This is a genomic window from Rhodoferax sp. P1_F3 (assembly GCF_056405715.1).
On the sequence record NZ_JBFUBO010000007.1, the window covers coordinates 1 to 25,000 of the forward strand.

Annotated in this window: 19 protein-coding genes and 2 pseudogenes; 9 read left to right on the forward strand and 12 right to left on the reverse strand. The window is 58.9% G+C overall.

Translation table 11 applies throughout. The annotated features are described in order from the left end of the window. Nucleotides 1–135 (reverse strand): annotated as a pseudogene (locus AC1DZ5_RS12625) (sugar phosphate isomerase/epimerase); the annotation flags it as partial. 194 nt (nt 136–329) lie between these two features. Between AC1DZ5_RS12625 and AC1DZ5_RS12630 the strand changes: the two are divergent. Beyond that, the gene (locus AC1DZ5_RS12630; protein ID WP_477889528.1) at nt 330–1,349 is read left to right on the forward strand and encodes a LacI family DNA-binding transcriptional regulator; all 1,020 of its coding nucleotides are present in this window, start codon (nt 330–332) and stop codon (nt 1,347–1,349) included. Between the two features lie 69 nt (nt 1,350–1,418). On the opposite strand, the pseudogene AC1DZ5_RS12635 reads toward AC1DZ5_RS12630, so the two are convergent. The 3 genes and pseudogenes from AC1DZ5_RS12635 to AC1DZ5_RS12645 form a co-directional block, all read right to left on the reverse strand. Then, nucleotides 1,419–2,384, reverse strand: a pseudogene (locus AC1DZ5_RS12635) (ABC transporter permease); the annotation flags it as partial. A 19-nt stretch (nt 2,385–2,403) separates the two neighbouring features. After that, nucleotides 2,404–3,939 (reverse strand): sugar ABC transporter ATP-binding protein, encoded by a 1,536-nt coding sequence (locus AC1DZ5_RS12640; protein WP_477889530.1) that lies wholly within the window; start codon nt 3,937–3,939, stop codon nt 2,404–2,406. Between the two features lie 70 nt (nt 3,940–4,009). Continuing rightward, nucleotides 4,010–4,942, reverse strand: a complete 933-nt coding sequence (locus AC1DZ5_RS12645; protein WP_310340032.1) for a sugar ABC transporter substrate-binding protein — start codon at nt 4,940–4,942, stop codon at nt 4,010–4,012. Nucleotides 4,943–5,204: 262 nt separating this feature from the next. Here AC1DZ5_RS12645 and AC1DZ5_RS12650 point away from each other — a divergent pair, with 262 nt between their 5' ends. The 5 genes from AC1DZ5_RS12650 to AC1DZ5_RS12670 are packed head-to-tail and all read left to right on the forward strand — an operon-like array spanning nt 5,205 to nt 12,393. Then, complete coding sequence (locus tag AC1DZ5_RS12650; protein WP_477889533.1) at nt 5,205–7,157, forward strand: bifunctional 5-dehydro-2-deoxygluconokinase/5-dehydro-2-deoxyphosphogluconate aldolase; 1,953 nt, start codon at nt 5,205–5,207, stop codon at nt 7,155–7,157. A gap of 19 nt (nt 7,158–7,176) precedes the next feature. Then, complete coding sequence (iolD, locus tag AC1DZ5_RS12655; protein WP_477889535.1) at nt 7,177–9,045, forward strand: 3D-(3,5/4)-trihydroxycyclohexane-1,2-dione acylhydrolase (decyclizing); 1,869 nt, start codon at nt 7,177–7,179, stop codon at nt 9,043–9,045. A gap of 46 nt (nt 9,046–9,091) precedes the next feature. Further along, complete coding sequence (gene iolE / locus AC1DZ5_RS12660; protein ID WP_477889537.1) at nt 9,092–10,018, forward strand: myo-inosose-2 dehydratase; 927 nt, start codon at nt 9,092–9,094, stop codon at nt 10,016–10,018. Between the two features lie 18 nt (nt 10,019–10,036). Then, nucleotides 10,037–10,855 (forward strand): 5-deoxy-glucuronate isomerase, encoded by an 819-nt coding sequence (iolB, locus tag AC1DZ5_RS12665; RefSeq protein ID WP_477889539.1) that lies wholly within the window; start codon nt 10,037–10,039, stop codon nt 10,853–10,855. Between the two features lie 23 nt (nt 10,856–10,878). Further along, nucleotides 10,879–12,393, forward strand: coding sequence for a CoA-acylating methylmalonate-semialdehyde dehydrogenase (locus tag AC1DZ5_RS12670; RefSeq protein WP_477889541.1), 1,515 nt, complete (start codon nt 10,879–10,881; stop codon nt 12,391–12,393). An 11-nt stretch (nt 12,394–12,404) separates the two neighbouring features. Here AC1DZ5_RS12670 and AC1DZ5_RS12675 read toward each other — a convergent pair whose 3' ends face one another. Genes AC1DZ5_RS12675 through AC1DZ5_RS12685 form a run of 3 tightly spaced genes read right to left on the reverse strand, consistent with a single transcriptional unit; the run spans nt 12,405 to nt 15,810 of the window. Beyond that, nucleotides 12,405–13,091, reverse strand: coding sequence for a GntR family transcriptional regulator (locus tag AC1DZ5_RS12675; protein ID WP_477889543.1), 687 nt, complete (start codon nt 13,089–13,091; stop codon nt 12,405–12,407). Then, nucleotides 13,088–14,455, reverse strand: coding sequence for an aspartate aminotransferase family protein (locus AC1DZ5_RS12680; RefSeq protein ID WP_477889545.1), 1,368 nt, complete (start codon nt 14,453–14,455; stop codon nt 13,088–13,090). Before AC1DZ5_RS12680 ends, AC1DZ5_RS12675 begins: the two co-directional genes overlap by 4 nt. A gap of 14 nt (nt 14,456–14,469) precedes the next feature. Continuing rightward, nucleotides 14,470–15,810, reverse strand: a complete 1,341-nt coding sequence (locus tag AC1DZ5_RS12685; protein ID WP_477889547.1) for a glutamine synthetase family protein — start codon at nt 15,808–15,810, stop codon at nt 14,470–14,472. A gap of 195 nt (nt 15,811–16,005) precedes the next feature. On the opposite strand from AC1DZ5_RS12685, the gene AC1DZ5_RS12690 reads away from it, so the two are divergent. The 3 genes from AC1DZ5_RS12690 (at nt 16,006) to AC1DZ5_RS12700 (ending at nt 17,479) form a co-directional block, all read left to right on the forward strand. Beyond that, entirely contained in the window at nt 16,006–16,152 is a 147-nt protein-coding gene (locus AC1DZ5_RS12690) for a hypothetical protein (RefSeq protein WP_477889549.1), read from the forward strand. Between the two features lie 229 nt (nt 16,153–16,381). Next, complete coding sequence (locus AC1DZ5_RS12695) at nt 16,382–16,864, forward strand: hypothetical protein (protein ID WP_477889551.1); 483 nt, start codon at nt 16,382–16,384, stop codon at nt 16,862–16,864. A gap of 144 nt (nt 16,865–17,008) precedes the next feature. Further along, complete coding sequence (locus AC1DZ5_RS12700; RefSeq protein WP_477889553.1) at nt 17,009–17,479, forward strand: hypothetical protein; 471 nt, start codon at nt 17,009–17,011, stop codon at nt 17,477–17,479. 306 nt (nt 17,480–17,785) lie between these two features. Here AC1DZ5_RS12700 and AC1DZ5_RS12705 read toward each other — a convergent pair whose 3' ends face one another. The 5 genes from AC1DZ5_RS12705 to xylA form a co-directional block, all read right to left on the reverse strand. Then, nucleotides 17,786–18,862: an HD domain-containing phosphohydrolase gene (locus AC1DZ5_RS12705; protein ID WP_477889555.1), complete on the reverse strand. Its 1,077-nt coding sequence runs from the start codon at nt 18,860–18,862 to the stop codon at nt 17,786–17,788. A gap of 5 nt (nt 18,863–18,867) precedes the next feature. Beyond that, nucleotides 18,868–20,907 carry a sensor histidine kinase, YfiR-like protein-associated gene (locus AC1DZ5_RS12710; RefSeq protein WP_477889557.1) on the reverse strand — a complete coding sequence of 680 codons (2,040 nt, stop codon included), beginning with the start codon at nt 20,905–20,907 and terminating at the stop codon, nt 18,868–18,870. Then, on the reverse strand, nt 20,904–21,506 hold the full coding sequence (locus tag AC1DZ5_RS12715; RefSeq protein WP_477889559.1) for a TOL_0243 family YfiR-like periplasmic protein: 603 nt from the start codon (nt 21,504–21,506) through the stop codon (nt 20,904–20,906). Before AC1DZ5_RS12715 ends, AC1DZ5_RS12710 begins: the two co-directional genes overlap by 4 nt. A 24-nt stretch (nt 21,507–21,530) precedes the next feature. Further along, nucleotides 21,531–23,336, reverse strand: coding sequence for a TOL_0244 family TonB-dependent receptor (locus tag AC1DZ5_RS12720; RefSeq protein WP_477889561.1), 1,806 nt, complete (start codon nt 23,334–23,336; stop codon nt 21,531–21,533). 341 nt (nt 23,337–23,677) lie between these two features. Beyond that, nucleotides 23,678–24,991, reverse strand: coding sequence for a xylose isomerase (xylA, locus tag AC1DZ5_RS12725; protein ID WP_477889563.1), 1,314 nt, complete (start codon nt 24,989–24,991; stop codon nt 23,678–23,680). Nucleotides 24,992–25,000: the final 9 nt, after the last annotated feature.

Consider the following 25,000-nt stretch of genomic DNA (forward strand, 5'->3'; position numbering starts at 1 on the left):
GGGCATGACCCACCAGTCCAGAAAGTCGGAGCGGGGGGAGAGTTCGATCTGGTCGTAACCCAGCTCGGCGGTGGCACGGCACAGCTCGGGCAGCGACAGGTGCCGGATCATGTACGGGTCTAGGGCTATCTTCATTCAGGTCTCCTGGTTCTGGTTGTTGTCGTGATAAACCTATCAAATGAAGGTACTCACTTTGCACAAGCAGTTACCTCAGTTCGGTCCGAAAATTATTTCCGCTTTATCTATGAAATTGGGTATTTCAGGTGAATCGCATATCAGAGCTATCAAGCCGGTAAAATTGAGATTGATAGATCTATCAAAGGCGTGACATGACAAACCCAACCATGCAGGATGTGGCCCGATTGGCCGGTGTTGGGGTGGCAACGGTGGACCGTGTCATCAACCGCAGAGCAGCGGTGCGGCCTGCGACAAGCCAGCGGGTGTTGCAGGCCGCCAAAGACCTGGGCTTCCGCCGGTCGGGGCTGATAGAACGCCGGGTGCAACAAGAAGCTCGCGCCGTCCGGCTCGGCTTTTTGTTGCAGAGCCAGGCGTCCCCTTTCTACCGCGCGTTGGGGCAGGCCCTGCGCCAGCAAGTGCTAAGTCTGCGTCCGGCCGTAGGCACACCTGTGATTGAGTTCATGGAGGAGTTCACTCCCCGGCATGTCGCCGAACGTTTGAACGCCATGGCGGCCGTGGTGGATGCGGTGGCGCTGGTGGCAGCCGACCATCCCGTGATCAACCACGCAGTCGAGCAGGTGCGAGGGCTTGGCACACCGGTATTCACCTTGGTGACCGATTTGACTTCCACCACCCGCAGTGGCTATGTGGGTGTCGACAACCGGAAGATGGGTCGGATGGCCGCTTGGTCTGTGGCGCAGTTGTGCCCGCGGCCCGGCAAGGTGGGGTTGTTATTGGGCAGTCACCGCTATGTGTGCCAGGAGGAGTGCGAGGCCAGTTTTCGCTCCTACCTGCGCGAGTACGCACCGCAGTTCCAAGTGCTAGAGACCTTGGTCAGTCTGGAAGACGTGGAGTTGGCGCGCAAAGCCACCCTGGAGCTGTTGCTATGTCACCCGGATCTGGTGGGGGTGTATGTGGCTGGTGGTGGCATTGAAGGCGTGCTGGACGCACTGCGCGAGGCTGCAATTCCCGGCCTGATCACGGTGTGCCACGACTTGACGGACATTACCCGGCGCGCGTTGCTGGAGGGGCAGGCCACGGTCGTACTGTCCCATCCCCGTGAGGCCATGGCGCAGCAACTGGTGGACCGCATGGTGCGTTCAGCGGCCGGGGAGCGCCCGTTGGCCCAGGCGGCTTTGCCGTTTCACACCTATACCGCCGCGAACGTGTAACGCATGCAAGCGCCACAGGCCACCCGAAGGTGGGCTGTGGCGCGTGAGGGGAGGGCCGGCGTTAAGGCCGATGGCGCCCTTGACCATCTCCTGGTAGTAGGCGTCGATGCGGATGAAGGTAAAGCCCGACATCATCACACCCAGGATCAGAATGCCGATCACCGTGCCGGTGACCCGGCCCAGACCGCCCACCAACGAGGTGCCGCCGATCACCACGGCCGCAATCGCGTCCAGCTCGTAGCTCACGCCCATGCCGGACTGGCCGGAGATGGCGCGGGCTGCGGTGACGGTGCCAGCAATACCACTCAACAAACCGGCAATGGTGTAGATCCAGATCAGGTGGCGGTTCACATTGATACCCGATACGCGTGCTGCCTGGCGGTTGGCGCCGATGGCGTAGGTGAATTTGCCAAAGCGGGTGTAGCGCAGCACCACATGGGCAATCGCCACGATCACCAGGAAGATGATCACCGGGTTGGCCCCCTCGCCGATCCAGGCGAATTCCGGGGTCAGCATACTGACGGGCATTCCGCCGGTGAACCATTTGGCAAAGCCGCGTGCGGCCACCATGGTGCCCAAGGTGGCGATGAATGGCGGAATGGCGGTGTAGGCAATCAAGGAGCCATTGAGCAACCCGATCAGCAAGCCCGCAGTCATGCCGGCAAGGATGGGCCAGATCACTGGCAGATCGGTCAGTCCGGGGAAGATCGCCCGCGGAAAGTCCGACACCTGTGCCAGGCTGGCGGACACCACTGCAGCGGCTGCGACGACCGAACCTGAGGACAAGTCAATGCCGCTGGTAATGATGACCAGGTTCACCCCCACCGCAATGATGCCGATGACCGACATCTGCAAGATGATGATCTGCAGCCGTTCGAGGTTAAAGATGAAGCTCTGGCCGTTCACGTACCAGCCTAGTGCTTCAAAAAAAAGGCTGATACCAATCAGCACAATCAGGATGCTGGCCTCTGTGGGAAGCTTGAATTTGGGTTTGCTGCTCATAGCAGGGGATGCAGAGACGGTAGAAGTAGTCATGGTTGCGTCTTTCGGGAAATTACTTGGCAGCCAGGTCCATGATGGACACCTGATCTGCATCTTTGCGGTCCAGAATGCCGGTGACTGTGCCTTCGTGCATCACGACAATGCGGTCACTCATGCCAAGCACTTCGGGCATTTCTGAAGAAATCATCAAAATGGCCACGCCTTGGCCTGCCAGCTCTGACACCAAGCGGTGAATCTCGGCTTTGGCGCCCACGTCGATGCCGCGGGTGGGCTCATCCAGAATCAGAATTTTCGGGTTCGTCAGCAGCCAGCGGCCCACCAGCACTTTTTGTTGGTTGCCACCGGACAGGTTCAGAATGATTTCATTCATGTCCGGTGTTTTGACGCGCAGGCGCTTGGCCATGGCCACACAATCTTCATTGAGTTGCTTGTGTTGCACAAAGCCGTTGGAGACATAGCGGCTGTTGAGTACCGCGCTGTCCATGTTCTCTTGGATGTTCAGGGCCAGGAAGCAACCGGTGTCTTTGCGGTCTTCGGTCAGAAAGGCCATGCCGCACTGCATCGCTTTGGCGGGCGTGTCGATGCGTTCTTCCTTGCCATTGATGGTGATGGTGCCACTGCTGGCCGGGGTCACGCCAAACAGTGTTTCGGCCACATTGGAACGGCCGGAGCCCACCAAGCCGGCCATACCGACGATTTCGCCGGCACGCACATCAAAGCTCACATTTTTGAAAATGCCATTCAGGGTCAGGTTCTTGATGGAGAGCACCACCTCGCCGATCGGTACCTCTTGCTTGGGGAACATCTGGGTGATCTCGCGGCCCACCATCATCTTGATGATGTCATCGCGGGTTACTTCGGTGGAGAGTTTGGTGGCAATGTATTTGCCATCGCGGAACACAGAGAACTCGTCGGCAATTTCGAAGAGCTCGTTCATCTTGTGGGTGATGTAGATGATGCCTTTGCCTTGGGCCCGCAGGTTGCGGATGATGGCAAACAGGTGCGACACCTCTTTCTCGGTCAACGCGGAGGTGGGCTCATCCATGATGAGCACGTCGGAGTTGTATGAGACGGCCTTGGCGATCTCCACCATCTGCCGGTTGGCGACCGAGAGGGTTTGAATCTCCGCCTTCGGGTCGATATCGATGTTCAGCGTTTTAAAGAGCTCGGCCGTCTGCTTGTACAGGGCCGTATGGTCTACAAAACCGAATGCGTTCTTGGGTTCACGCGTGATCCAGACGTTTTCACCCACGGTCATGTGGGGCATCAGGTTCAATTCCTGATGGATCATGGCGATGCCTTTGTTCAGCGCATCGATCGGAGATTTGAGCGTGATGTGTTGACCTTTGAGGCTGATTCGACCTTGGTCTGGTATGTAGATACCGGCAATGATCTTCATCAGCGTGGACTTGCCCGCACCGTTTTCACCCATCAGGGCGTGCACTGTACCCGCGCGCAACTTGAAGCCTACGCCGTCCAGGGCAATCACCCCGGGGAATCCCTTGCGGATACCGAGGATTTCTAAAAGAGGGGGCTCACCAGCCTGCGTGGGCAGTGCGGGTGCTTCCAAAGTGGCAGTTTCAGACATCCTGATTTCTCATATTGAAAACAAACAGCAATGCAACCCACCGGGTTGCATTGCATGCAAGGGCAAATGCTTAGTTCTTGCCGGAGTACTTGCTCAGGTTAGCAGGCGTCACCAACTCGAAGGGCACGTTCACGAAACGGTCCACCGGTTGTTTCTTGATCAGCTTGATTGCCGCTTCTACTGCGCCAGAACCTTGGCCTGCTGCATTTTGGAACACGGTGACCTTCAGGTCGCCGGCCTTCATGGAAGCCAACGCGTCAGGTGTCGCGTCGATACCGGCCACGATGCTGGCAGGTGTCCACTTTTTGGCAGCTTTCAACGCGTTGATGGCGCCGATGGCCATTTCGTCGTTGTTGGCGATGATGGCGTCAAACTTCACACCGGAGGACAACCAGTTGGTGGTGATGTCCTGGCCCTTTGTACGGTCCCAGGCGCCTTCACGCTTGTCGGCGATCTTGATGCCGCTGCAGTCTTTGGTGGCGACCACTTCTTCGATGTCCTTAGTGCGTGTGCGTGCCGCTTCGTTAGACAACTCGCCCATCAACACCAGAACTTGGCCTTTGCCCTTCAGTAAACGGCAGACTTCCTGGGTTTGCAGCGTGCCGGACACTTTTTCGTCAGAGGCCACAAACGCTACGCCCTTGGGCAGTTTTTCGAAATCCACGGGCTTGCGGTTCACATACACCAAAGCAATGCCAGCGTCCGACACCATTTTTGTGATCTTGGGGGTGGCGTCGGTATCCACAGGGTTCACGATGATGGCGTCGTACTTTTGCGCAATCATGTTTTGAATTTGGCTGAGCTGCTTGCCGACGTCATTGCCAGCGTCTTCCACTTGCACGGTGGCGCCTGCCTTCTTGCCGGCTTCCAGGGTTCCGTTTTTCAGAATGGTCAGGAAAGTGTCCAGCTGGGCCATTGCCAAGCCGACTTTTTGCGCGTGGGCTGCCATGGGGGAAACCAGGGCGGCGGAAGAGACGGCGGCTGCAATCAAAAGCTTTTTCATGTTGATGTATCTCCTAACTAGGTTGTAGTAACGGATGACGGAATGTCACCTGTTGTCGGGCTTGGTCGTACACAGGACATTTCCTTGCCACGGACTGAACTGTAATTAAAAAACGAAAATTATTTCTAAGTGATTACACCTAGCGAAATTTATTTCTTTATACTTTACAGTCACCGAAACGGTAAAAGCGCCTGCGCTGTTCACGTTGCTGTTTCGCGCAGCTTCCGCGAGTCATTAACATGTCCTTTGGACCCCGTACCCGATGAGTACCCTCAAATTTCCTTCCGGCCGCCCCATCGACCTGGCATGCCTGGGCCGCTTGGCGGTTGACCTTTACGCGCAGCAATTTGGCAGCCGCCTTGAAGATGCGCGCAGCATGGCGATGTACCTGGGTGGCAGTTCTGCCAACTTGGCATTCGGCGTGGCGCGCCTGGGATTGCGCAGTGGCATGTTGTCCCGCGTGGGCAATGAACAGATGGGCCGCTTTCTGATCGAAACCCTGGAGAACGAAGGCTGCGATGTCAGCCAGATCCAGATCGACCCCGAGCGTTTGACGGGGCAAGTGCTGCTGGGTTTGAAAGACCGGGACACCTTCCCGCTATTGTTCATGCGCGAAAACTGCGCGGACATGGCCATCGACGCAGCGCAAATCCAGGAGTCCTACCTGGCGCAGTGCCGGGCCTTGGCCATCACCGGCACCCACTTGTCCACCCCTGGTACCCGTGCCGCGGCGCTGACCGCTCTGGGCTATGCCTGCAAACACGGCGCAGTGCGGGTGTTGGATATTGATTACCGCCCCGTGCTGTGGGGCCTGACAAGCCGTGGTGCGGGTGAAAATCGTTACGTGGCCGATGCCAATGTCACCCGCCAACTACAGGAAGTGTTGCCAGAATTCGACCTCCTGGTGGGCACCGAAGAAGAGTTTTTCATCGCCGGTGGCGTGGCTAACGACATCGTGGCCAGCCTGCGCGCCGTGCGCGCCCTGACACCTGCCACCCTGGTAGTCAAGCGCGGTGCCTTGGGCTGCTGCGTGATTGAAGGGGCGGTGTCGGACGATATTGATGAGGCACCTACCTACAAGGGCGAACGCGTTGAGGTGCTCAACGTGCTGGGCGCTGGTGATGCCTTCCTCTCCGGCCTGATGACTGGTTTGTTGCAGGGCAAAGATTGGACGGAGGCCACTCGCATGGCCAATGCCTGCGGCGCCATCGTCGTGTCCCGCCATGCCTGCTCTGCTGCCATGCCCACCCCCGAAGAGCTGGCACATTGGTTCAGCGGAAGCCGCAACCCCAAAGTGGATGCCGATGCCCAACTGGCTCACTTGCACCGGGTAACCCCGAACCGCAAAGAGTGGAATGAACTCTGCGTGATAGCGTTTGACCACCGCAGCCAGTTTCTGGACTTGGCCCGCGAAGCGGGTGCGGATGAAGCCCGCATTCCTGCGTTGAAGCAGCTGCTGGTGCGCGTGGCCGAGCGCGTCGAAGCGGACCGCCAACTACAAGACCACACGGGTGTGCTGATTGATGGTGGTGCTTATGGAACCGATGCATTGGCTGCCGCGACAGGCCGAGGCTGGTGGGTGGGGCGCCCGGTGGAGCTGCCTGGTTCTCGCCCTCTTCGGTTTGATGGCACCCGCTCGGTGGGCAGTGCCTTGACCCACTGGCCTACCGAACATGTGGTCAAGTGCCTAGTGCACTACCACCCGGATGACGCATATGCGCTGCGCATCGAGCAAGAGCAAAAAGTGCTGGAGCTGTGGGAAGCCACCCGCGAAAGCCACAACGAACTCTTGCTGGAAATCATCTCCCCCAAGGCCTTGACCCTGGCAGGTACAGAAGACGACGTGGTGCTGCGCTCGGTGAAGCGCTTCTACAACCTGGGTGTGAAGCCTGAATGGTGGAAGCTGGCTCCCATGCAGCCCCAAGGTTGGGCGGCGTTGGAGGCTTTGCTGGCCGAGCGCGACCCGCATTGCCGTGGCGCAGTGATTCTGGGCCTGAATCAGCCCATCGCCCACTTGGTGGACAGCTTCCGCAACGCGACCAACCCGGTTGTCAAAGGTTTCATGGTCGGCCGCAGTTTGTGGGCGGACGCTTCGCTGCGTTGGTTGCGCGGTGATGTGTCGGACGATGCCTTTGTGGCCGAAGTGGCCCGCAACTTCACCATCCTGGTCGACGCCTGGCGCAACCGTCGCACGATGGTGCGTGCCGTCGCCTGAAATTTCGGTAACACCTGCCATGACTACAACCCAACGACTCACGCTGTCACAAGCGCTCGTCAAACACCTGGCCGCTCTGCGTGTGGAAATGCACGACGGAACCATCCAGCCCTACTGCGGCGGTGTCTTCACCATCTTCGGCCATGGCAACGTGGCCGGCATGGGCGAGGCCCTGGTGGCTGAGCGTGACAAACTCACCACCTACCGCGCCCACAATGAACAGACCATGGCGCATGTGGCCATTGCGTTTGCCAAAGCCCAGTTCCGCCAACGCATCATGGCTGTCAGCACCAGCATTGGTCCGGGTGCCACCAATATGATCACCGCAGCAGCGGTGGCGCATGTGAACCGCTTGCCGGTGCTGCTGCTGCCTAGTGACGTGTTTGCCACCCGCCGCCCTGACCCGGTGCTGCAGCAGATCGAGAACTTCGGCCACGGGGACGTTAGCGCCAGCGACTGCTTCCGCCCCGTCACGCGTTACTTCGACCGCCTGACCCGCCCCGAGCACATCCTGACCGCATTGCCCCGCGCAATCCAGATGATGACGGACCCGGCCAATTGCGGCCCGGCATGCCTGTCTTTGCCACAAGACGTGCAGGCTATGGCCTTTGATTGTCCTGAAGACTTTTTGAATCCTGAGGTGCTGCGCTTCCGCCGCTCACCGGCAGACGCGCGCGAGCTGGCCAATGCGGTGGCGCTGCTGCGTACTGCCAAGCGCCCCTTGATCGTGGCCGGTGGAGGTGTGATTTACAGCCAGGCCTGGGCCGAGCTGCGCGCCTTTGCCGATGCGCACGGCGTGCCCGTGGTCGAGTCACATGGCGGCAAGAGCAGCCTGCCCTGGGACCACCCGCTGAACCTGGGCGCGATTGGGGTGGACGGTGTGTCTTGGGCGAATGACATGGCACGCGAGGCCGATGTGGTGTTTGCCGTGGGCACGCGCCTGCAAGACTTCACCACTGGTTCGCACGCCCTGTTCCCACAAGCCAAGTTGCTGAGCCTAAACGTGCAACCCTATGACGCCGGCAAATGGAGTGGAACCGCTCTGGTTGCCGATGCCCGCGTGGGCTTGGGCCAATTGGAAACCGGCCTAGTCGGCTGGGTTGCCGATGCCGCCTGGACGGTACGTGCCAAACAGCAAGCGGCTGCAGCCAATGCACGCATCAGCGAATTGACCACCAATATCCCGAAAGACGTGCTGCCCTACGACGCTGAAGTGATTGGTGCGGTGCGGGACTCTGCCGCCGAGTTGGGCCTAGACAGCGGGACACGCGACGTGGCCCTGTGCGCCGCCGGCACCCTGCCGGCCGAACTGCACAAGCTTTGGCGCGCCAGCCTACCGGGCAATTACCACATGGAGTATGGCTACTCCTGCATGGGCTACGAAGTGGCCGGTGGCCTGGGCGTGAAGATGGCTCGCCCAGACCAGGAGTCCATCGTACTGGTGGGTGATGGCTCCTACATGATGGCCAACTCCGAGCTCGCCACTTCAGTGCTGCTGGGTCAAAAGATCATTGTCGTGATCTTGGACAACCGGGGGTATGGCTGCATTGAGCGCCTGCAGATCAAGACCGGCAGCCCCGGCTTCAACAACATGCTCGATGACTGCGTGCCCGAGGGCGGTGAGCGCAGCACGATTGATTTCGCGATGCACGCGCGTGCCATGGGCGCCGACGCGGTGCACGTCAAGGACGTGGCCGAGCTCAAGACCGCGATGGTCAAAGCGCGTCGATCCAAGCGCACGCAGGTGATCGTGATTGACACCACCCACCACCGCATCACCGATGGCGGCTGCTGGTGGGAGGTCGCGATCCCCGAAGTCTCGACACGTACCGAGGTGCATGAGGCCCACGCCAGCTACGTCAAGGCCCAGACCCAACAACGCGTCTGAACCTGCTTTTCTTCACCACACATTCTTTTACCTGAGAGCACCTACTATGACCTGGAATGTCCGCATCGGCATCAACCCCTTGTCCTGGATGAACGACGACCTGCCTTCACTGGGCGGCGAGACCCTTTTGGAAACCGCGCTGCGCGAAGGCAAGGAGATTGGCTATGAAGGCTTTGAGCTGGGCAACAAGTTTCCCAAAGACGGCCCCGGCCTGAAAGCCAAGCTCGACGAATTCGGCCTGGCTTGTGTGTCGGGCTGGTATTCCGGCTTTCTGGCCGAGGTGGAAACCGGCCAGACCAGCGAACAGGCCGTGGCCGCAGAGGTGGAGCGCTGCAAGGCCCACATGGTCAAGCTGCAATACAACGGCGTGAAGGTGGTGGTGTATGGTGAGTGCGCTGGCACCGTGCAGGGCCAGATCGACACCCCCGTCAGCAAGCGCCCCAAGTTTTCCTCCGATGCGCAGTGGCTGGCCTACGCCGAGCGCCTCAATGCCTTTGGTGAGCACCTGCTTAAGACTTACGGCATCAAGCTGGCCTACCACCACCACATGGGCGCCTATGTGGAGTCGCCAACTGACGTCGACAAGCTCATGCAGCTGACCGACCCGGCCAAGGTGTTTTTGCTGTTCGACACCGGCCATGCCTACTTTGGGGGAGCCACCGACCCCGCGGCCTTGCTCCAGAAACACGTGAAGCGCGTGGTGCATGTGCACTGCAAGGACGTGCGCACCCCGGTAATTGCCCAGGCGCGCAACGACGGCTGGAGCTTCTTGAACGGCGTGATCAACGGCACCTTCACGGTGCCGGGCGATGGCAGCATTGACTACGCCGCCGCACTGAAAGTGCTGCGCGAAGCCGGCTACGAAGGGTGGCTGGTGGTCGAGGCCGAGCAAGACCCCGCCGTGGCCCCCAGTTACCAGTACGCCAAGAAGGGTTTCGAGACCCTGAGCGGCTTGGTCAAAAGCCTGGCCTGATTTGCAAAGGACACCGCCATGGTCAGCCCCTTACTCGCCAAAGCCGCCCCTACGGGCCGTGAGATTGTCAATGTCACCCCCGAGCGCGCGGGTTGGACGCACGTGGGCTTTCGGGCCGTGCGGCTCGAAGCGGGTGCTATCGAAACAGTAGCTACTGGTGCACGGGAGCTGTGCGTCGTGGTGCTCACGGGCACTGTAGATGTGACCATCGACGGCACCACCCACGCCAACCTGGGCACCCGCGACAGCGTGTTTGACGAGAAGTCGCCCGCAGCTGTTTACGTGCCCGCTGGTAAGACAGTGACAGTGCGCGCGGTGCGCAATGCCGAAGTCGGCCTGTGCAGCGCGCCGAGCGACGCCACAGACCGTGCAGTGCGCGTGCTCGACCCCGCCAGCATGCGCCGCAGCGTGCGCGGCAAGGGCACCAACACCCGGTACGTGTGCGACATCCTGCCGCACGACGACCCCACCGCCGCCCACTTGCTGGTGGTGGAAGTGATGACCCCGGCCAGCCACAGCAGCAGCTACCCGCCGCACAAGCACGATGTGGAGCAGCCCCCGGTAGAGACCCTGCTGGAGGAGACCTACTACCACCGCCTCAACCCGCCGCAAGGCTTCGCCTTCCAGCGCGTCTACACCGACGACCGCAGCATTGACGAGGCCTGCGCTGTCGAGAACCACGATGTGGTCATGGTGCCCAAGGGCTACCACCCCGTGGTGGCACCGCATGGCTATGACTCGTACTACCTCAACGTAATGGCGGGCCCCAACCGCTTCTGGGTCTTCAAGAACGACCCGGCCCACGAATGGATGCTGGCCCCGGCAGCCAGCACCTGAACCTTTTTAGAAACACACACTGCATGTCCCACGTTCATTCCATCGCCCACTACATCCACGGCCAGATCACGGCCGGCACCAGTGGGCGCGCCCAGGATGTCTTCAATCCTGCCACTGGCAAAGTCACTGGCTCAGTGGCTCTGGCCAATGGGGCTGAAATCAATGCCGCCGTGGCCTCCGCCCAGGCCGCCTTCCCCAAGTGGTCGGACACGCCGCCCATTCGCCGTGCCCGCGTGATGTTCAAGTTCCTGGAGCTGCTCAACCAGCACAAGGACGAACTGGCCCACCTCATTACCGCCGAGCACGGCAAGGTGTTCACCGACGCCCAGGGCGAGGTGTCCCGCGGTATCGACATCGTCGAATTCGCCTGCGGCATTCCGCAGCTGCTCAAGGGCGACTTCACCGACCAGGTGTCCACCGGCATCGACAACTGGACGCTGCGCCAGCCGCTGGGCGTGGTGGCGGGCATCACACCGTTCAATTTTCCGGTCATGGTGCCCATGTGGATGTTCCCGGTCGCCATTGCCGCTGGCAACACCTTTGTGCTCAAGCCCAGCCCGATCGACCCCTCTGCCAGCCTCTTCATGGCCGCGCTGCTCAAACAGGCTGGCCTGCCCGATGGCGTGTTCAACGTGGTGCAGGGCGACAAGGAAGCTGTGGACGCGCTGCTGGTGCACCCCGATGTGAAGGCCGTGAGCTTTGTGGGCTCTACCCCCATTGCCAACTACATTTACGAGACCGGCGCCCACCACGGCAAGCGTGTGCAGGCCCTGGGCGGCGCCAAGAACCACATGGTGGTCATGCCGGATGCGGACATCGACCAGGTGGTGGACGCACTGATTGGCGCGGGCTACGGCTCCGCTGGCGAGCGCTGCATGGCCATCAGCGTGGCGGTGTTAGTGGGCGATGTGGCGGACAAGGTCATCCCCAAGCTGCTGGAACGTACCAAGACCCTGAAGGTGCTCAACGGCACCAACCTGGCCGCTGAGATGGGGCCTATCGTCACGCCCGCAGCGCATGCGCGCATCAGCGGTTATATCGACCTCGGTGTGGAGGAGGGCGCGAAACTGCTGGCCGATGGCCGCGGCTTTGACGGCACCAAGGCGGGCGAGGGTTGCGACAAAGGTTTCTGGCTGGGCGGCACGTTGTTTGACCACGTCACGCCTGAGATGCGCATCTACAAGGAAGAGATCTTTGGCCCGGTGCTGGCCTGTGTGCGCGTGCCCGGTTTTGCCGAGGCGCTGCAGCTTATCAACGACCACGAGTTCGGCAACGGTGTGGCCTGCTTCACCCGCGACGGCAACATGGCGCGCGAGTTCAGCCGCCGCGTGCAGGTGGGCATGGTGGGCATCAATGTGCCCATTCCCGTGCCCATGGCCTGGCACGGTTTTGGCGGGTGGAAGAAGAGTCTGTTTGGCGATATGCACGCCTATGGCGAAGAGGGCGTGCGCTTCTACACCAAGCAAAAGTCCATCATGCAGCGCTGGCCCGAGAGCATCGGTAAGGGCGCTGAGTTTGTGATGCCGACTGCGAAGTAAGAAGCAGGGCATCACATAGTGCTCTTGCGCTTCTTGTCCCCACACGCCGCGCGCAAAAACTGGCCGGCCACAAAAATGTCGCGCTCCACCGCACGACGCACGGCGGCGCTGTCGCGTTGTACCAGGGCCTGCACCAAGTCGTCATGCGCGTCGTTGAGCACGGCGCTGGCGGCGGGTGTGTCAAACAGGCGGTTGGAGATGGGGCCGGCGCGCAGCCACAAGGTGTCGATGGCCTGAAACAGCAAGGGCGAGCCCGCGGCCTTGTAGAGCAGCACGTGAAAGTCTTCGTTGATGTCCAGGTAACGTTTGGCGTCGCTGGCGTGTAGTGCCGCTGCCATGTCGGCGCTCCAGCCCTGCAGCGTGCTTATCTGCATGGCATCCAGCCGCAGGCTGCCGCGCTCGGCGGCTTCGCCCTCCAGCAGCATGCGCATTTGCAGCAGGTCGTCAAACTCTGGCAGCGAGAGGCGGGGCACGGTGACCCCCGCATTGGGCACGTTGACCAGGGCGCCCTCGGCGGCCAGGCGCTGCAGGGCCGCACGCACCGGCATCTGGCCCACGCCCATGTCCGCCGCCACGGTGCGGATCTTGAGCCGCTCGCCGGGCAGAAAACGCCCCACGGTGATCCACTGCCGCAGCGTGGTGTAGACGCGGTCCTGGTCGGTGCTACCGGGGGCTTTCGTTGTGGGGGCTTCGCTCATGGGGCCAGAGTGTCCACCACAAACGCATCCATGGTGGCCACCAGTCGGTCTACATCGTCGGCGGTGGTGTCGGGGCACACCAGCATCATGTTGTGAAACGGTGTGATCACCAGGCCCCGGTTCAGCAGGTAGAGGTGAATGTTCTGCTCCAGCGCCGGATTGAGGATGGCGTCGGCCTCGCTGCCGTTGCGTGGTGGCGTGGGCGTGAACTGGAATTCGGTGCGCGCGCCGATTTGCGTCACACACCAGCCCAGGCCTTGGCGCACGATCATGGCGCGCAAGCCCTCGGCCAAGCGACCGGCCAGCGTGGTCATGTGGGTGTAGGCGGCCTCCGTCATTACCTCGGCCAGGTTGGCGCGCATGGCGGCCATGGTCAGCAGGTTGGCGGTCAGCGTGGTGCCTATGCCGCTGTGGCCGGGCGGTGCGTTGCGCTTGGCGGCTTCGGCAAGCGCGGCGGCCTCGGCACTGAAGCCATACACCGCACACGGCACGCCACCGGCCACCGGCTTGCCCAGCACCAGCAGGTCGGGCTGCAGGCCATGGGCGCGTGTGTAGCCACCGGGGCCAGAGCTGATGGTGTGCGTCTCGTCGATCAGCAGCAGGGTGCCGTAGCGCCGGCACAGCGCCTGCGCGGCCCCCCAAAATCCGGGCTCGGACAGCACCATGCCGATGTTGGTCATGGCGGGCTCGGCCAGCAGGCAGGCCACTTGGCCATCCGCCAAGGCGGCCTCCAGCGCTGCCAGGTCGTTGAATTCAACGCTGCGGGTGGTGCGCGTGATGTCCACCACCTGGCCCAGCAGGCTGTCGCGCGTGCGCGGCTGGCCGTCCACCAAGTCCACAAACACATCGTCGACCGTGCCGTGGTAGCAGCCATTGAAGATCAGCACCTGCGTGCGCCCGGTGAGCGCGCGCGCCCAGCGGATGGCAAAGCGGTTGGCGTCAGACGCCGACAGCGCAAACTGCCATACCGGCAGGCCAAAGCGGCGGGCCAGCTCCTCGGCTACCCACACGCCGTCTTCGCCGGGCAGCATGGTGGTAATGCCTTGGGCGGCCTGGGCTGCAATGGCGCGGGCCACGGCGGGCGGGCTGTGGCCAAACATGGCGCCCGTGTCGCCCAGGCAAAAGTCCACGTAGCGGTGGCCGTCGGCATCGGTAAGCCGCGCGCCCTGAGCGTGGGCGATGTGCAGTGGGAACGGGGTGGACCAGTCGCTCATCCAGTGCAGCGGCACACCAAACATAAGGTGCTTGGCGGCGCGTTGCGACAGGGCGTGGGACGTGGGGTTGGCCGCGGCATAGGCGGCACGTTCGCGTTCGCGCACGGTCGCCAGGCGTTGGGGGTCGAGCTGCTGGAAAGGCTGTGTCATGGCAAGGCCTCGGCTTACACCAGCAAAAGCAGGTGTTCGCGCTCCCACGAGCTGATCACGCGGTTGTAGGTGGCGTACTCCAGTTCCTTCACGGCGCAAAAGGCGTCCACAAAACCCGAACCCAGCACCTCGCGCATGGGTGCACAGCTGCGCATGGAGGCAATGGCGTCTTCCAGGTGGCGAGGCAGTTCGTGGCTCACGTTCCAGGCGCTGTCGGTGGTGGGGGCGCTGGGTGTCAGGCCTTCGGTCATGCCCAGATAACAACAGGCCAGCGTGGCGGCCATGGCCAAGTAGGGGTTCACGTCCACGCCGGGCACCCGGTTTTCCACCCGGCGGTTGGCGGGGTTGGACTGCGGAATACGAATGCCGCAGGTGCGGTTGTCATGCCCCCAGCGCACATTGATGGGCGCCGACATAAAGGGCGACAAGCGCCGGTACGAATTCACATACGGCGCAAACATCGGCATCAGCTGCGGGATGTAGGCCTGCAGCCCGGCAATGCTTTGGCTGAACAAGGGGCTGGCCGAGCCGTCGGGCAGGCTGAAGAGGTTGTTGCCATCGGCATCCAGAATGCTCTGGTGGATGTGCATGGCGCTGCCGGGCTCCTGCTCCATCGGTTTGGCCATGAAGGTGGCAAAAATGCCGTGGCGCAGCGCCGTCTCGCGCACCGTGCGTTTGAAGAGGAACACGCGGTCCGCCAGGTCCAGCGCGTTGCCGTGGCTGAAGTTGATTTCCATCTGGCCCGGGCCGGCTTCGTGGATCAGTGTTTCCACCCCCAGCTGGTGTTGCTGGCAGAAGCTGGAGAGTTCCATGAAGAAGGGGTCGAAGTCATTAACCGCGTCGATGGAGTAACTCTGCCGCCCGGCCTCGGGTTTGCCGGTGCGGCCCAGCGGCGGCTGCAGCGGCTCGTGAGGGTTTTGTTGGCGGGCCACCAGGTAAAACTCCATCTCGGGCGCCACCACGGGAGTCCAGCCGCGTTCTTCATAGAGCTTGAGCACCCGGCGCAACACGCCGCGTGGCGATATCTGCACCGGGCTGCCATCCCACTCCTGGCAATCGTGAATGACCACCGCTACCGGCTCCGCCGCCCAGGGCACCACGCGCGCGGTGCTCACATCGGGGATGCACACCATGTCCGGGTCAGTGTCGCCCACAAACGGGCCGTTGTCCGGCTGCTGGCCATTCACCGTGTTGAGCAGCACACTTTTGGGAATGCGCATTTCCCCCGCTGCCAAAAACAGGTCGCGCGGCAGGATCTTGCCGCGCGCAATGCCCGTCATGTCGGGGATCACACATTCCACTTCGTGGATGCGGTGTTGGGTCAGAAAGGCTGCGATGGCACTGGGGGTGGACATGGGGAAGGCCGGTGGTGGAGATAGGTGAATTCTAGTACTGGCCTTTGATTTGTGATCACAAATATTGATTTATGCAATTTTTAAGCATTTATTAATGTGTATGTGATCGAAAGATGGTTTTTAAAGCTTGGCGGGCACGGTGCCGGCCGCCGCCTTGTTGGCCCTGCTGCCCGGCATGCCTGTGGCCGACACCACATGTTTGTGCTGGGCGGGCTGATCACCGCCTTCCGCGGTGGTAGGGCCCGTGGTGGCGGGGGCATGGCGGCCACGGCCACCACGGCACTCATGGGGTTCACTGCGGTGGTTGCTGCGATGCTGACTGCTTTGCTATTGAAAAAGTAGCTGCTTGCGCATATTCCATGAGGGCTAGAGGCCTATTTGATCCATGAATGGTGTGTTACTTGCAGTCCAGTAATGGCAAACGACCTAAAGCGGAATTCAGTGTCTTTAGACTCATCGCCTGAAAGCAGACATTCAGAGCGGGTCAGCTTGGCGGGTACGATGGACAGTCGGGATGCGGCGACAACGGTCATCGACACATATCACCCATCAGGGAGTAGTTCTTAAACTTATGAAGCGTTTCTTTTTAGCTTTTTTTCTATGCATATCCGCTGCCATAGCAAGCGCTGAGCCGGACATTTGGCGCGAGCTTCTACGCCGCCTGCAGCTTGCCGACATCAATAGGGCAAGGCTTGAATTCGAATGCAAGAACAATTCCCTCTACCAGACCATGGACCGACTGATAGCGCTATGCGAAAAGCGTAACCGGATACCAGACCATGTCTTTGAAGAAGCAGCCCTTCCATATCTTATGAAGCACCTTTCTGAGCCTATGGCCAAGCGGGCCTTGGATCAAGTTTCTAGTGCCACTTGGCAGTCTGTTGGTAGAAAGCTGATAGTCGAGATTGCGACGGGCAAACGTGATCAACTTACGGAGGAAGATGTCGCCTTCCTGGGAAGGGAGAACCAAACTGAGGTTGGGAAAGCGCTGAGCGTATTTGCAACTGACAAAGAACAAGGTTTAGCGGTAGCGAGAGCAACTCTTGCGTACTGAAAACCGTATAACGACATTAGATTAATTGCAGCTTTTCAACAGTTTCAAAAGCGGCATGTTGGCGATTGGGGGACGAAGACGGCGCGCTCGTTGTCGATAAATGTCAAATATGCTCCAGCCGAAAGTGTTTTTGACCATCTACCAATGAAAACTTCAGAACTCAAAACTGCTATTGAGAATGGCACGTTTGACCAAACTTTGCTCGTGCCTACTGATGTCAGTCCAGTTGAGATTTTTAGCATTTCAGACATCGAATTCCTGCGAAAGCTTGCGGCACAGAGAAATGCTTTTTCATTCCTGTCAAAAACCGAGACTTGGAGACACGATCAAAACAGGCAATTTCTGATTGGTTTGATGGATAGGCTTGGTGCCTTCTTGGAAGAGATTGCAAACGGTGCTTGCCGTTGCATCAAATACAAATACAAATCATCTTGTGATCCGGAGACTGAGGAACAGGCTGGATTGATCACCATAGCTGAGAAGAGCGAAGAGGGGTATCTCTTTCGCTATGAATGTGTTTGCACAGCATGCAGTTCCATTTTTTCAGTTGACCAGCAAGAGGAAAGGTTTGGGCACTCCAATTTATGGCGTAAAAAATCCCCGCAGATTTGTTGACCAATCAATGGAAGCAAATGATCGTCTAAAAGAATATGCCGTTAGTTTTTGTAAAAAACTGACAGTTGAACTTAACAGTACTTTTCTCACCAGTTCAAGAGCTCAAAAGAAGACATTTCTCAGTGACTGCAACTGTTAAGGGTTGTAGGATGCCCGCCCGCATAGCGGTCTCACCAGCTTGGCCAGTTTGGCGTCGGTGATCACTTCTCTGTGATCAGCAGTGCGCGGGCAGTCACGTCCATGCCACCAATGTGGCCGTGGTTCATGTCGATGGAGCCGAAGATGCCCAAGTCCACCGCTGTTGTGTCAGGTCAATGGGGGTGGCTCAGCGACCACCCGGGTTTCAAATATCTCGCAAAACACATGCGCGTTGCGTGTAAAGGACTGAAGAATCTGTGGATCGAAGTGGGAGGGGACCGTGCGACCATCTCCGCGAGTAATGATGTCCATTGCTAGCGCGTGATCAAATGCCACCTTGTAGGGACGCGCGCTGCGCAATGCATCGTAAATATCGCAAATATTCATGATGCGGGCCGACAACGGAATGGCATCGCCAACAAGACCCCTGGGGTAGCCCCCTCCATCCCAACGCTCGTGGTGGTTCAACGCGATATTCGCCCCCATCTTGAGGTAGGGCGATTGGCCCCCTATAAGAATATCGTTGCCTGCAGTCACATGCCCTTTCATGATCTCCCACTCTGCGGGGGTAAACGTACCGGGTTTTTGCAAAATATGGTCGGGCACCGCTATTTTTCCAACGTCGTGAAGTGGGCTGGCATAAAAGATTTGATCGCAAAAATCGGTATCCATACCCAACTGGCTTGCCAGCTCTCGACAGTAGTAACTGATGCGTTGAACATGCAGGCCCGTGTCCGAATCCTTGTGTTCTGCGGCACTTGCCAGTGTATGAATCGTTTCACGATAGCTTTCTCGGAGTTGCACGGTGCGTTCCTGCACTCGGTGTTCAAGGAACTCGTTGTGTTTGTGCAATTCCTTGTGCAAAAGGCGAACCTCCAGCATATTGCGAATGCGTGTCAAAACCTCGGTTTTGTCAAAAGGCTTGGAAACAAAATCACGTGCGCCCGCGTCGAGCGCACGCAACTTGTGGTCGGGTTGAGCCGTCAAGACGAGCACAGACAGATAGTCGTCGACACCTTCTTCTTTGAGTGCGGCCATGACCTGAAAACCGTCCATTAGGGGCATATTCAGATCCAACAAAATGAGATCAAAGTGCTCTTTCTTTTGTAGATCACAAACTTCCAGTGGGTTGGTTGTGCTGGAAACAGCTTTGTAGCCTGAGCCAACCAGAATGTGCCGCAGCAACATGACGTTGGCTGGCTGGTCATCAACGATCAATAGCTTGGCCTCGAAAATATCGTTCATGGCAATCATGTGGCACTACTCCTGTCTGGGGTTCCTGGCAGATGCTTGGGATTGGCGTCGAGCGCAGCCTCAATGGCCGCCGCGAACTCTTCCAGGTTGATGGGTTTGGTGAGGTAGCGGAAAAATCCTGCGGACAAGCCGCGCTCCACCTCACGCTGCATGGCGTTCGCGGTCAGTGCAATGACGGGGATGTGAGCGGTGCGCGGGTCGGCCTGCAATGTTTTTTGAATTTCGAAGCCATTCATCCCTGGCAGATTGATGTCCAGCAGAACCACGTTGGGCAGGTGTGCAAATGCCAAGTCAAGACCGAGTTTGCCGTCTGGGGCAGACAGCAAACGCAGGTCTGCACGAAAACCGAGTATTTCCTGAATCAACCGCAAATTTGCGGGGTTGTCTTCGATGTAGAGCAAGGTCGGCATGACCGTTTCCTGTTGCTGAACCGACGTCAAAACCTGATTGTTCGATTCGGCGACCGCTGACGCAGTCGGTGCAGCCGCAGGCAATTCGACCCAAAATATAGTTCCTATTCCCGGCGTGCTGCTCACACCGATTCTTCCGTTCATTAATTCCACCAATCGTTTGGTCAAGACCAAACCGATGCCAGTGCCCACAACGGCTCCATTTTCCTGGCCCAGGCGATTGAAGGCTTGAAAAAGCCCTTCTACCTGAGTCGGTTGCAATCCAATACCTGTGTCTTGCACCGAGATGCGCAAGCGATCCTCTCCTACGGTCGCCACATCTACGACCACTGCGCCACCCTGGCGGTTGTACTTGATGGCGTTGGACAACAAGTTGAGCATGACCTGCTTGACTCGCATGTGGTCGGCAAGCGCATTCAATCCATGATCTTCAGGAAACATGAGCCGGATTCCATTCTGGTGGCCCAGTGGCTCCATGATGGCCTGGCATTCCGCCAGAACATCGGCCACATGAACCGTCTCGATGGAAAGCGTCAATTTGCCTGATTCAACATGGGCCAGGTCCAGTATCTCGTTGATCAACGCCAACAAATGCCGGCCCGCTTTCAATATCTGCTGGGTAAATTCAGATTTTTGTTGTGGTGACGATGCGATCTTGTCGGATACGAGAATGTCACCAAAGCCGAGGATCGCATTCAACGGGGTGCGCAACTCGTGACTCATGCGAGAAAGGAATTCGGACTTGGCGTGATTGGCGTTGTCCGCATCGTTGCGTGCGATGGTCAACTCCTGGTTGATGGCCTCCAATTGCTGGGTCCTTTTGGCAACTCTCTCCTCCAGTTGCGTATTCAATTGGACGACTTCATCCTCGCTGCGCTTGCGCTCGGCCACTTCCTGGGCAAGGGCCTGGGTTGCCAACCGGTTGTCGTTGGCGCGCCGCTCAATCTCGGCCAACATGTTATTGAATGAATCGGCCAAATGTCCGACCTCATCTTCACTGCTCTTGATTGCGCGCAGTGAATAGTCTCTTTTTTGCTCAACCTCACGTGCTACCTCATTGATCGACAGAATGGGGCGTATCACAACGTTGCGCAGCATCGTAGAGATCAGATACGCAATCAGCATGGCAACGCATGCGGCCACTGCTGCAATACCTGTGTAGCCCAACATCCGGTCGTATAGGGAGTAGTCGGCGCGGATATAGACCTTGCCCAGAATTTCACCATTTTTCAAAATGGGTTTGAAGATTGCAAGGGAGCTGCCATCCACATTGACACCATCGGGTCCGGGGAGTTTTGGTGCATCGGTGCCTGCAGTATTTGCGCGGTAGCTGGCGAACTGCACACCGCGTGCTGTGTAGATGGCAGCTGAACGTATCTGTGGCCGCAATCGCAGCAGGTTCAAATCCTCCGATGCCAAGGTGCGATCGTCAAACTCCAGCGCAGGCGCCGCAGTCTGTCCTAGCAGTTCGGCCTGCGTGTCCATGTCGGAAATCCAGCTTTCGCTATAGAGGTTCAAGTCATAAGTAATCATCGCAACAACTGCCGCCATCACTGCAACGAGCGTTGTTAGCAGCATGGCCGCCAAGAACTTGGTGCGAAGCGAATTGAGCGCTACCAAGCTCATGACGTCTCTCCTATGACTTTACGTGCGACGGTGAGCAATCTGGCGCTGATTTTCAGGTTAGCCAACTCCCCCTGCCGTGGAGCCACATCGAAACGGATTTTGTTGTCAAGAACCACGAAGTTGACGATGCTACCGGCGGCGAAGTCGGGTTCGGATTCCGTCACCGTTAACACCGGCTTGCCACGTGCTGACGCCAGCACGGCGTGCACGGTGGAACTTTCGCCACGCCCCATGAACAAGATGTGCACACCCATCAATGGATCGCCTCGACGCAACTTGCGTACATGCAACGGATGGTTGTCTACGCGTCGATCCGTCACCATTTGCGTTAGTTCGTCGGCTAGAAGGTCCGCGCCAAGCAGCCCAATCACCATAGGCGTCTCGGGGGCGTCCCAAGTTGTGGTGGGCCATTGAACGTAGCTTGCAAACTTATAAATATAAGCAGCCTTGACCTTGTACTCAGCCAGCAATGACTCGGTTTGCGCGGGGCAGGCATCCCAATGCCCCAGCGCCAGAGACGCTATTGCGCGCGCAAGCAAAGAGCGCCGTGAGGTGCTGCAGTCAGCGGATTTCAAACCGTTCGTCGTGGGATCAAGCATGTTGACTGCCCTTCAGATTGCGATTCAGAATCGGGCGACCATTTTGAAAAATACCGCTGTACCCAATTCCGCACGTGTCGAAGCGTTTGCAAACTCGCCGTGACTCCCGCCAAGGTTCTTCCCGGTTACGGAAAATTCCAGGCCAGAGCGCGGCTTCCACGCATACCGCAGGTCCAGCGCCACATACGCTGGCACATCCGGATTCGTAAGCGCGGAAACACTACGCACAATGCAATCCAATTCACTGCCACCTGACAGATCCCAAGAAGACTTCAACATCCAGCGCTGCCGTGGGTCAAGGCCTGCTTGAGCGTTCACTGATGTTGTATCGGTACTGCCCGCCTTGACTTGCAGGTCTTCGCTCATGGCGGTCATGCCCGCGCTGATGCGCCACGTATCAGACGCCTTGTAAGTCCCCCACATTTCGACACCTTGGACAACGCCCTGCATGCCATTGCCTAGCGTAGCGACAGTCCCGCTCGGCCCCAGTTCGAGTGTGCGCAGGTTGTCGTAGTCCGCACGAAAAACGGTTGCAGACAGCGACACAGATTGACTAAGTTGTCCCCGATAGCCCAGCTCCACCACTTTTGCCACTTCGGATACAAAACTGGGGCCACCTGCCAGTTGAAACGGCGGTGTGGCCGGTACATAGGTGTCGACATCCAGCCGCGACGGGGCTCGCACCGTGCGCGAGACCGCGGTCCACAGCAAATGTTCTGGTGCGAATTTCCAAGCCAGACGGGCGTTGGGCAACCACTCGTTGCCGGTGTAGTCGTTACGCTCGACGCGAGCACCAACGGTCAGTTGCAAGTCGCGGGTAAGGCTCACTTCATCTTGCACAAAGATGCTGGACCAGTGTTGATCGACGTTGGCAGGCAAGAAGCCAAACCCCGGGGTGTTGCTAACACGATCCTCCGCCAATCGGTACCCTAAGCCCCAACTGATCGTGTGCGCATTTGCCATCACCAACGAATGCTGAATTTGCAGGTCAACAATGTCTAGGTGTTCACCAAATACCAAAGGAATGGTGCGTTCGGTTCTGTCAAAGTAGGCTTGCATCGACAGACTGGAGTCTGCGGACAGCGCGTGCTCCCATCGGCTTGTTACATTGAATCCTGAAACACTGACTGGGTTTGCGTTCAGTTGTGCTTCGGACCCGTCGTAAGCATTGCCCTGCAGCATGATGTTGTCTGTGGGGAGTTCCCAGTCCGCACGAAATCCAACCTGGGACTTGTACCAGCCGTCGGCCTTTGAGCTACCACTGAGCTTCTCAGTCGCTCTGCGGTCAAAATATTTTGCATAGATGCGGTAACTGCCTTCCGTCCCCAGGGAACCGCCATATCGGACGGTGCTGCCGGATTCTCGATTGCCGGCTCCGGCCGTGATCAAGCCTCCTTCGCTGTCCTTGGCGGAGCGCGTGATGATATTGATGACGCCGTTGACTGCGTTGGCTCCCCACAGGGTACCTCCCGGCCCGCTGATGACCTCTATGCGCTCCACGTCTTCCAATACGACATCCTGCACATCCCAGAACACACCTGAATACAGTGGTGTATAGACCGAACGCCCGTCAATCATGACCAAGAGCTTGTTGGCGGTGTTGTTGTTCATGCCACGCGCACTGATGGCATACGCAGTCGCGCTACTTTGGGCGACTTGCAAATTAGGAGCAAGACGCAATGCCTCAGGCAGGCTGGTTACCCCAGAACGCCGGATGTCTTCAGACGTGATGACAAATATAGAGGCTGCGGCGTCGGAAAGCCGTTGCGCCCGTTTGGAGACCGACGTAATTTCAAGGTTCGCCAACTCCTCAAAACTAAGATCGGCCAAATTTTTAGAATTTACCGACGCTGCCTGTGCACAGAGTCCAAATTGACAGGCAAGACATAGGAAGAGCGTACGCGGCAACAAACATACATGCATAGCCCCTCCCTATAGCAATGAGTCAGATGCCTGCCTGTCTTTTTCTTGTCTTGTTCTCGGATCTCAGACATCGCCTCGCAGCGATTTGGTGTTGAGGCACGGAATCAGTGTAGGGCAGTTTTATTGCCCATACAACAGTTTTTTGTGCCCGCCATTTGCTGCCTTTAATGCCTGCTATGTGACTTTGAATCTACCGTTGCCCATTGTCGCGTTGGGGTGGCGTACTGCCACTCTCGCGAGTCAAAGCTTCAGATGTAAGAGTTCAACAAGTTCTCCAGATGCTCCTGGCGGCCCGACACGGGCATCGTGTCGGTGTTGCGGTCCACTACATGGGCGGCCACGGCCTCCAGGCTCATCTTTCCGTCCAGCACGTTTTGGCCCAAGGGTGCCTTCCAGCCTGCGTAGCGGTCGTCCACCAACTTGGACAGCTTGCCGTCGTTGATCATCTTCTCGGCGATCAGCAGCGCGCGGGCCGTCACGTCCATGCCGCCGATGTGGCCGTGGAACATGTCTTCGGGGTCGATGGACTGGCGGCGCACCTTGGCATCGAAGTTCACGCCACCGTTGACGAAGCCGCCGCCTTGCATGATGGTGTACATGGCCAGTGCGGTCTCAGGAATGCTGTTGGGGAACTGGTCGGTGTCCCACGCGCACTGCATGTCGCCGCGGTTCATGTCGATGGAGCCGAAGATGCCTAAGTCCACGGCGGTTGCGATTTCATGCTCGAAGCTGTGGCCGGCCAGGGTGGCGTGGTTGGCTTCGATGTTGACCTTGATTTCCTTTTCCAGGCCGTAGCGGCACAAGAAGCCATACACCGTGGCGCTGTCAAAGTCGTACTGGTGTTTGGAGGGTTCGCGCGGCTTGGGTTCGAGCAGGATGGTGCCCTTGAAGCCGATCTTGTGCTTGTACTCCACCACCATGTTCAGGAAGCGGCCCATCTGGTCCAGCTCGTGGCCGATGCGCGTGTTCAGCAGGGTTTCGTAACCTTCGCGGCCACCCCACAGCACGTAGTTGGCGCCGCCCAGCTTCAGCGTGGCGTCCATGGCTTCTTTGACCTGCAGCGCGCCCAGCGCAAAGATCTCGGGGTTGGGGTTGGTGGCCGCGCCGGACATGAAGCGGCGGTGGCTGAACAGGTTGGCCGTGCCCCACAGCAGCTTCATGCCGGTGGCCTGTTGCTTCTCGCCCAGCACATCCACCATGGCGCGCAGGTTGTTCACGCTGTCACGGGGGGTGGCGCCTTCGGGGGCCACGTCGCGGTCGTGAAAGCAGTAGTACGGGGCGCCCAGCTTGCTGAAGAATTCAAATGCCACATCAGCCTTGGCTTTGGCCGCGGCCATGGGGTCGGCCATGTGCTGCCAGGGGCGTTGGAAGGTGTCACCACCAAACGGGTCCAGGCCGTTCCAGCAGAAGCTGTGCCAGTAGCAGACGGCAAAGCGCAGCTGCTCTTCCATGCGTTTGCCCAGCACGATGCGGTCTTTGTCGTACCACTTGAAGGACAGTGGGTTGCTGGAGGTGGGGCCTTCGTAGGCGATGGGGGAGACGGTGGAAAAGTAGTGGCTCATGGTGCGTCC

Coding starts and splice junctions, on each gene's coding strand:
- iolE (WP_477889537.1), top strand. CDS start 9,092: ATGACCTGGAATGTCCGCATCGGCATCAACCCCTTGTCCTGGATGAAC.
- AC1DZ5_RS12700 (WP_477889553.1), top strand. CDS start 17,009: ATGAAAACTTCAGAACTCAAAACTGCTATTGAGAATGGCACGTTTGAC.
- AC1DZ5_RS12695 (WP_477889551.1), top strand. CDS start 16,382: ATGAAGCGTTTCTTTTTAGCTTTTTTTCTATGCATATCCGCTGCCATA.
- AC1DZ5_RS12715 (WP_477889559.1), bottom strand. CDS start 21,506: ATGCTTGATCCCACGACGAACGGTTTGAAATCCGCTGACTGCAGCACC.
- xylA (WP_477889563.1), bottom strand. CDS start 24,991: ATGAGCCACTACTTTTCCACCGTCTCCCCCATCGCCTACGAAGGCCCC.
- AC1DZ5_RS12640 (WP_477889530.1), bottom strand. CDS start 3,939: ATGTCTGAAACTGCCACTTTGGAAGCACCCGCACTGCCCACGCAGGCT.
- AC1DZ5_RS12645 (WP_310340032.1), bottom strand. CDS start 4,942: ATGAAAAAGCTTTTGATTGCAGCCGCCGTCTCTTCCGCCGCCCTGGTT.
- iolD (WP_477889535.1), top strand. CDS start 7,177: ATGACTACAACCCAACGACTCACGCTGTCACAAGCGCTCGTCAAACAC.
- AC1DZ5_RS12690 (WP_477889549.1), top strand. CDS start 16,006: ATGTTTGTGCTGGGCGGGCTGATCACCGCCTTCCGCGGTGGTAGGGCC.
- AC1DZ5_RS12675 (WP_477889543.1), bottom strand. CDS start 13,091: ATGAGCGAAGCCCCCACAACGAAAGCCCCCGGTAGCACCGACCAGGAC.
- AC1DZ5_RS12710 (WP_477889557.1), bottom strand. CDS start 20,907: ATGAGCTTGGTAGCGCTCAATTCGCTTCGCACCAAGTTCTTGGCGGCC.
- AC1DZ5_RS12670 (WP_477889541.1), top strand. CDS start 10,879: ATGTCCCACGTTCATTCCATCGCCCACTACATCCACGGCCAGATCACG.
- AC1DZ5_RS12650 (WP_477889533.1), top strand. CDS start 5,205: ATGAGTACCCTCAAATTTCCTTCCGGCCGCCCCATCGACCTGGCATGC.
- iolB (WP_477889539.1), top strand. CDS start 10,037: ATGGTCAGCCCCTTACTCGCCAAAGCCGCCCCTACGGGCCGTGAGATT.
- AC1DZ5_RS12705 (WP_477889555.1), bottom strand. CDS start 18,862: ATGAACGATATTTTCGAGGCCAAGCTATTGATCGTTGATGACCAGCCA.
- AC1DZ5_RS12680 (WP_477889545.1), bottom strand. CDS start 14,455: ATGACACAGCCTTTCCAGCAGCTCGACCCCCAACGCCTGGCGACCGTG.
- AC1DZ5_RS12630 (WP_477889528.1), top strand. CDS start 330: ATGACAAACCCAACCATGCAGGATGTGGCCCGATTGGCCGGTGTTGGG.
- AC1DZ5_RS12685 (WP_477889547.1), bottom strand. CDS start 15,810: ATGTCCACCCCCAGTGCCATCGCAGCCTTTCTGACCCAACACCGCATC.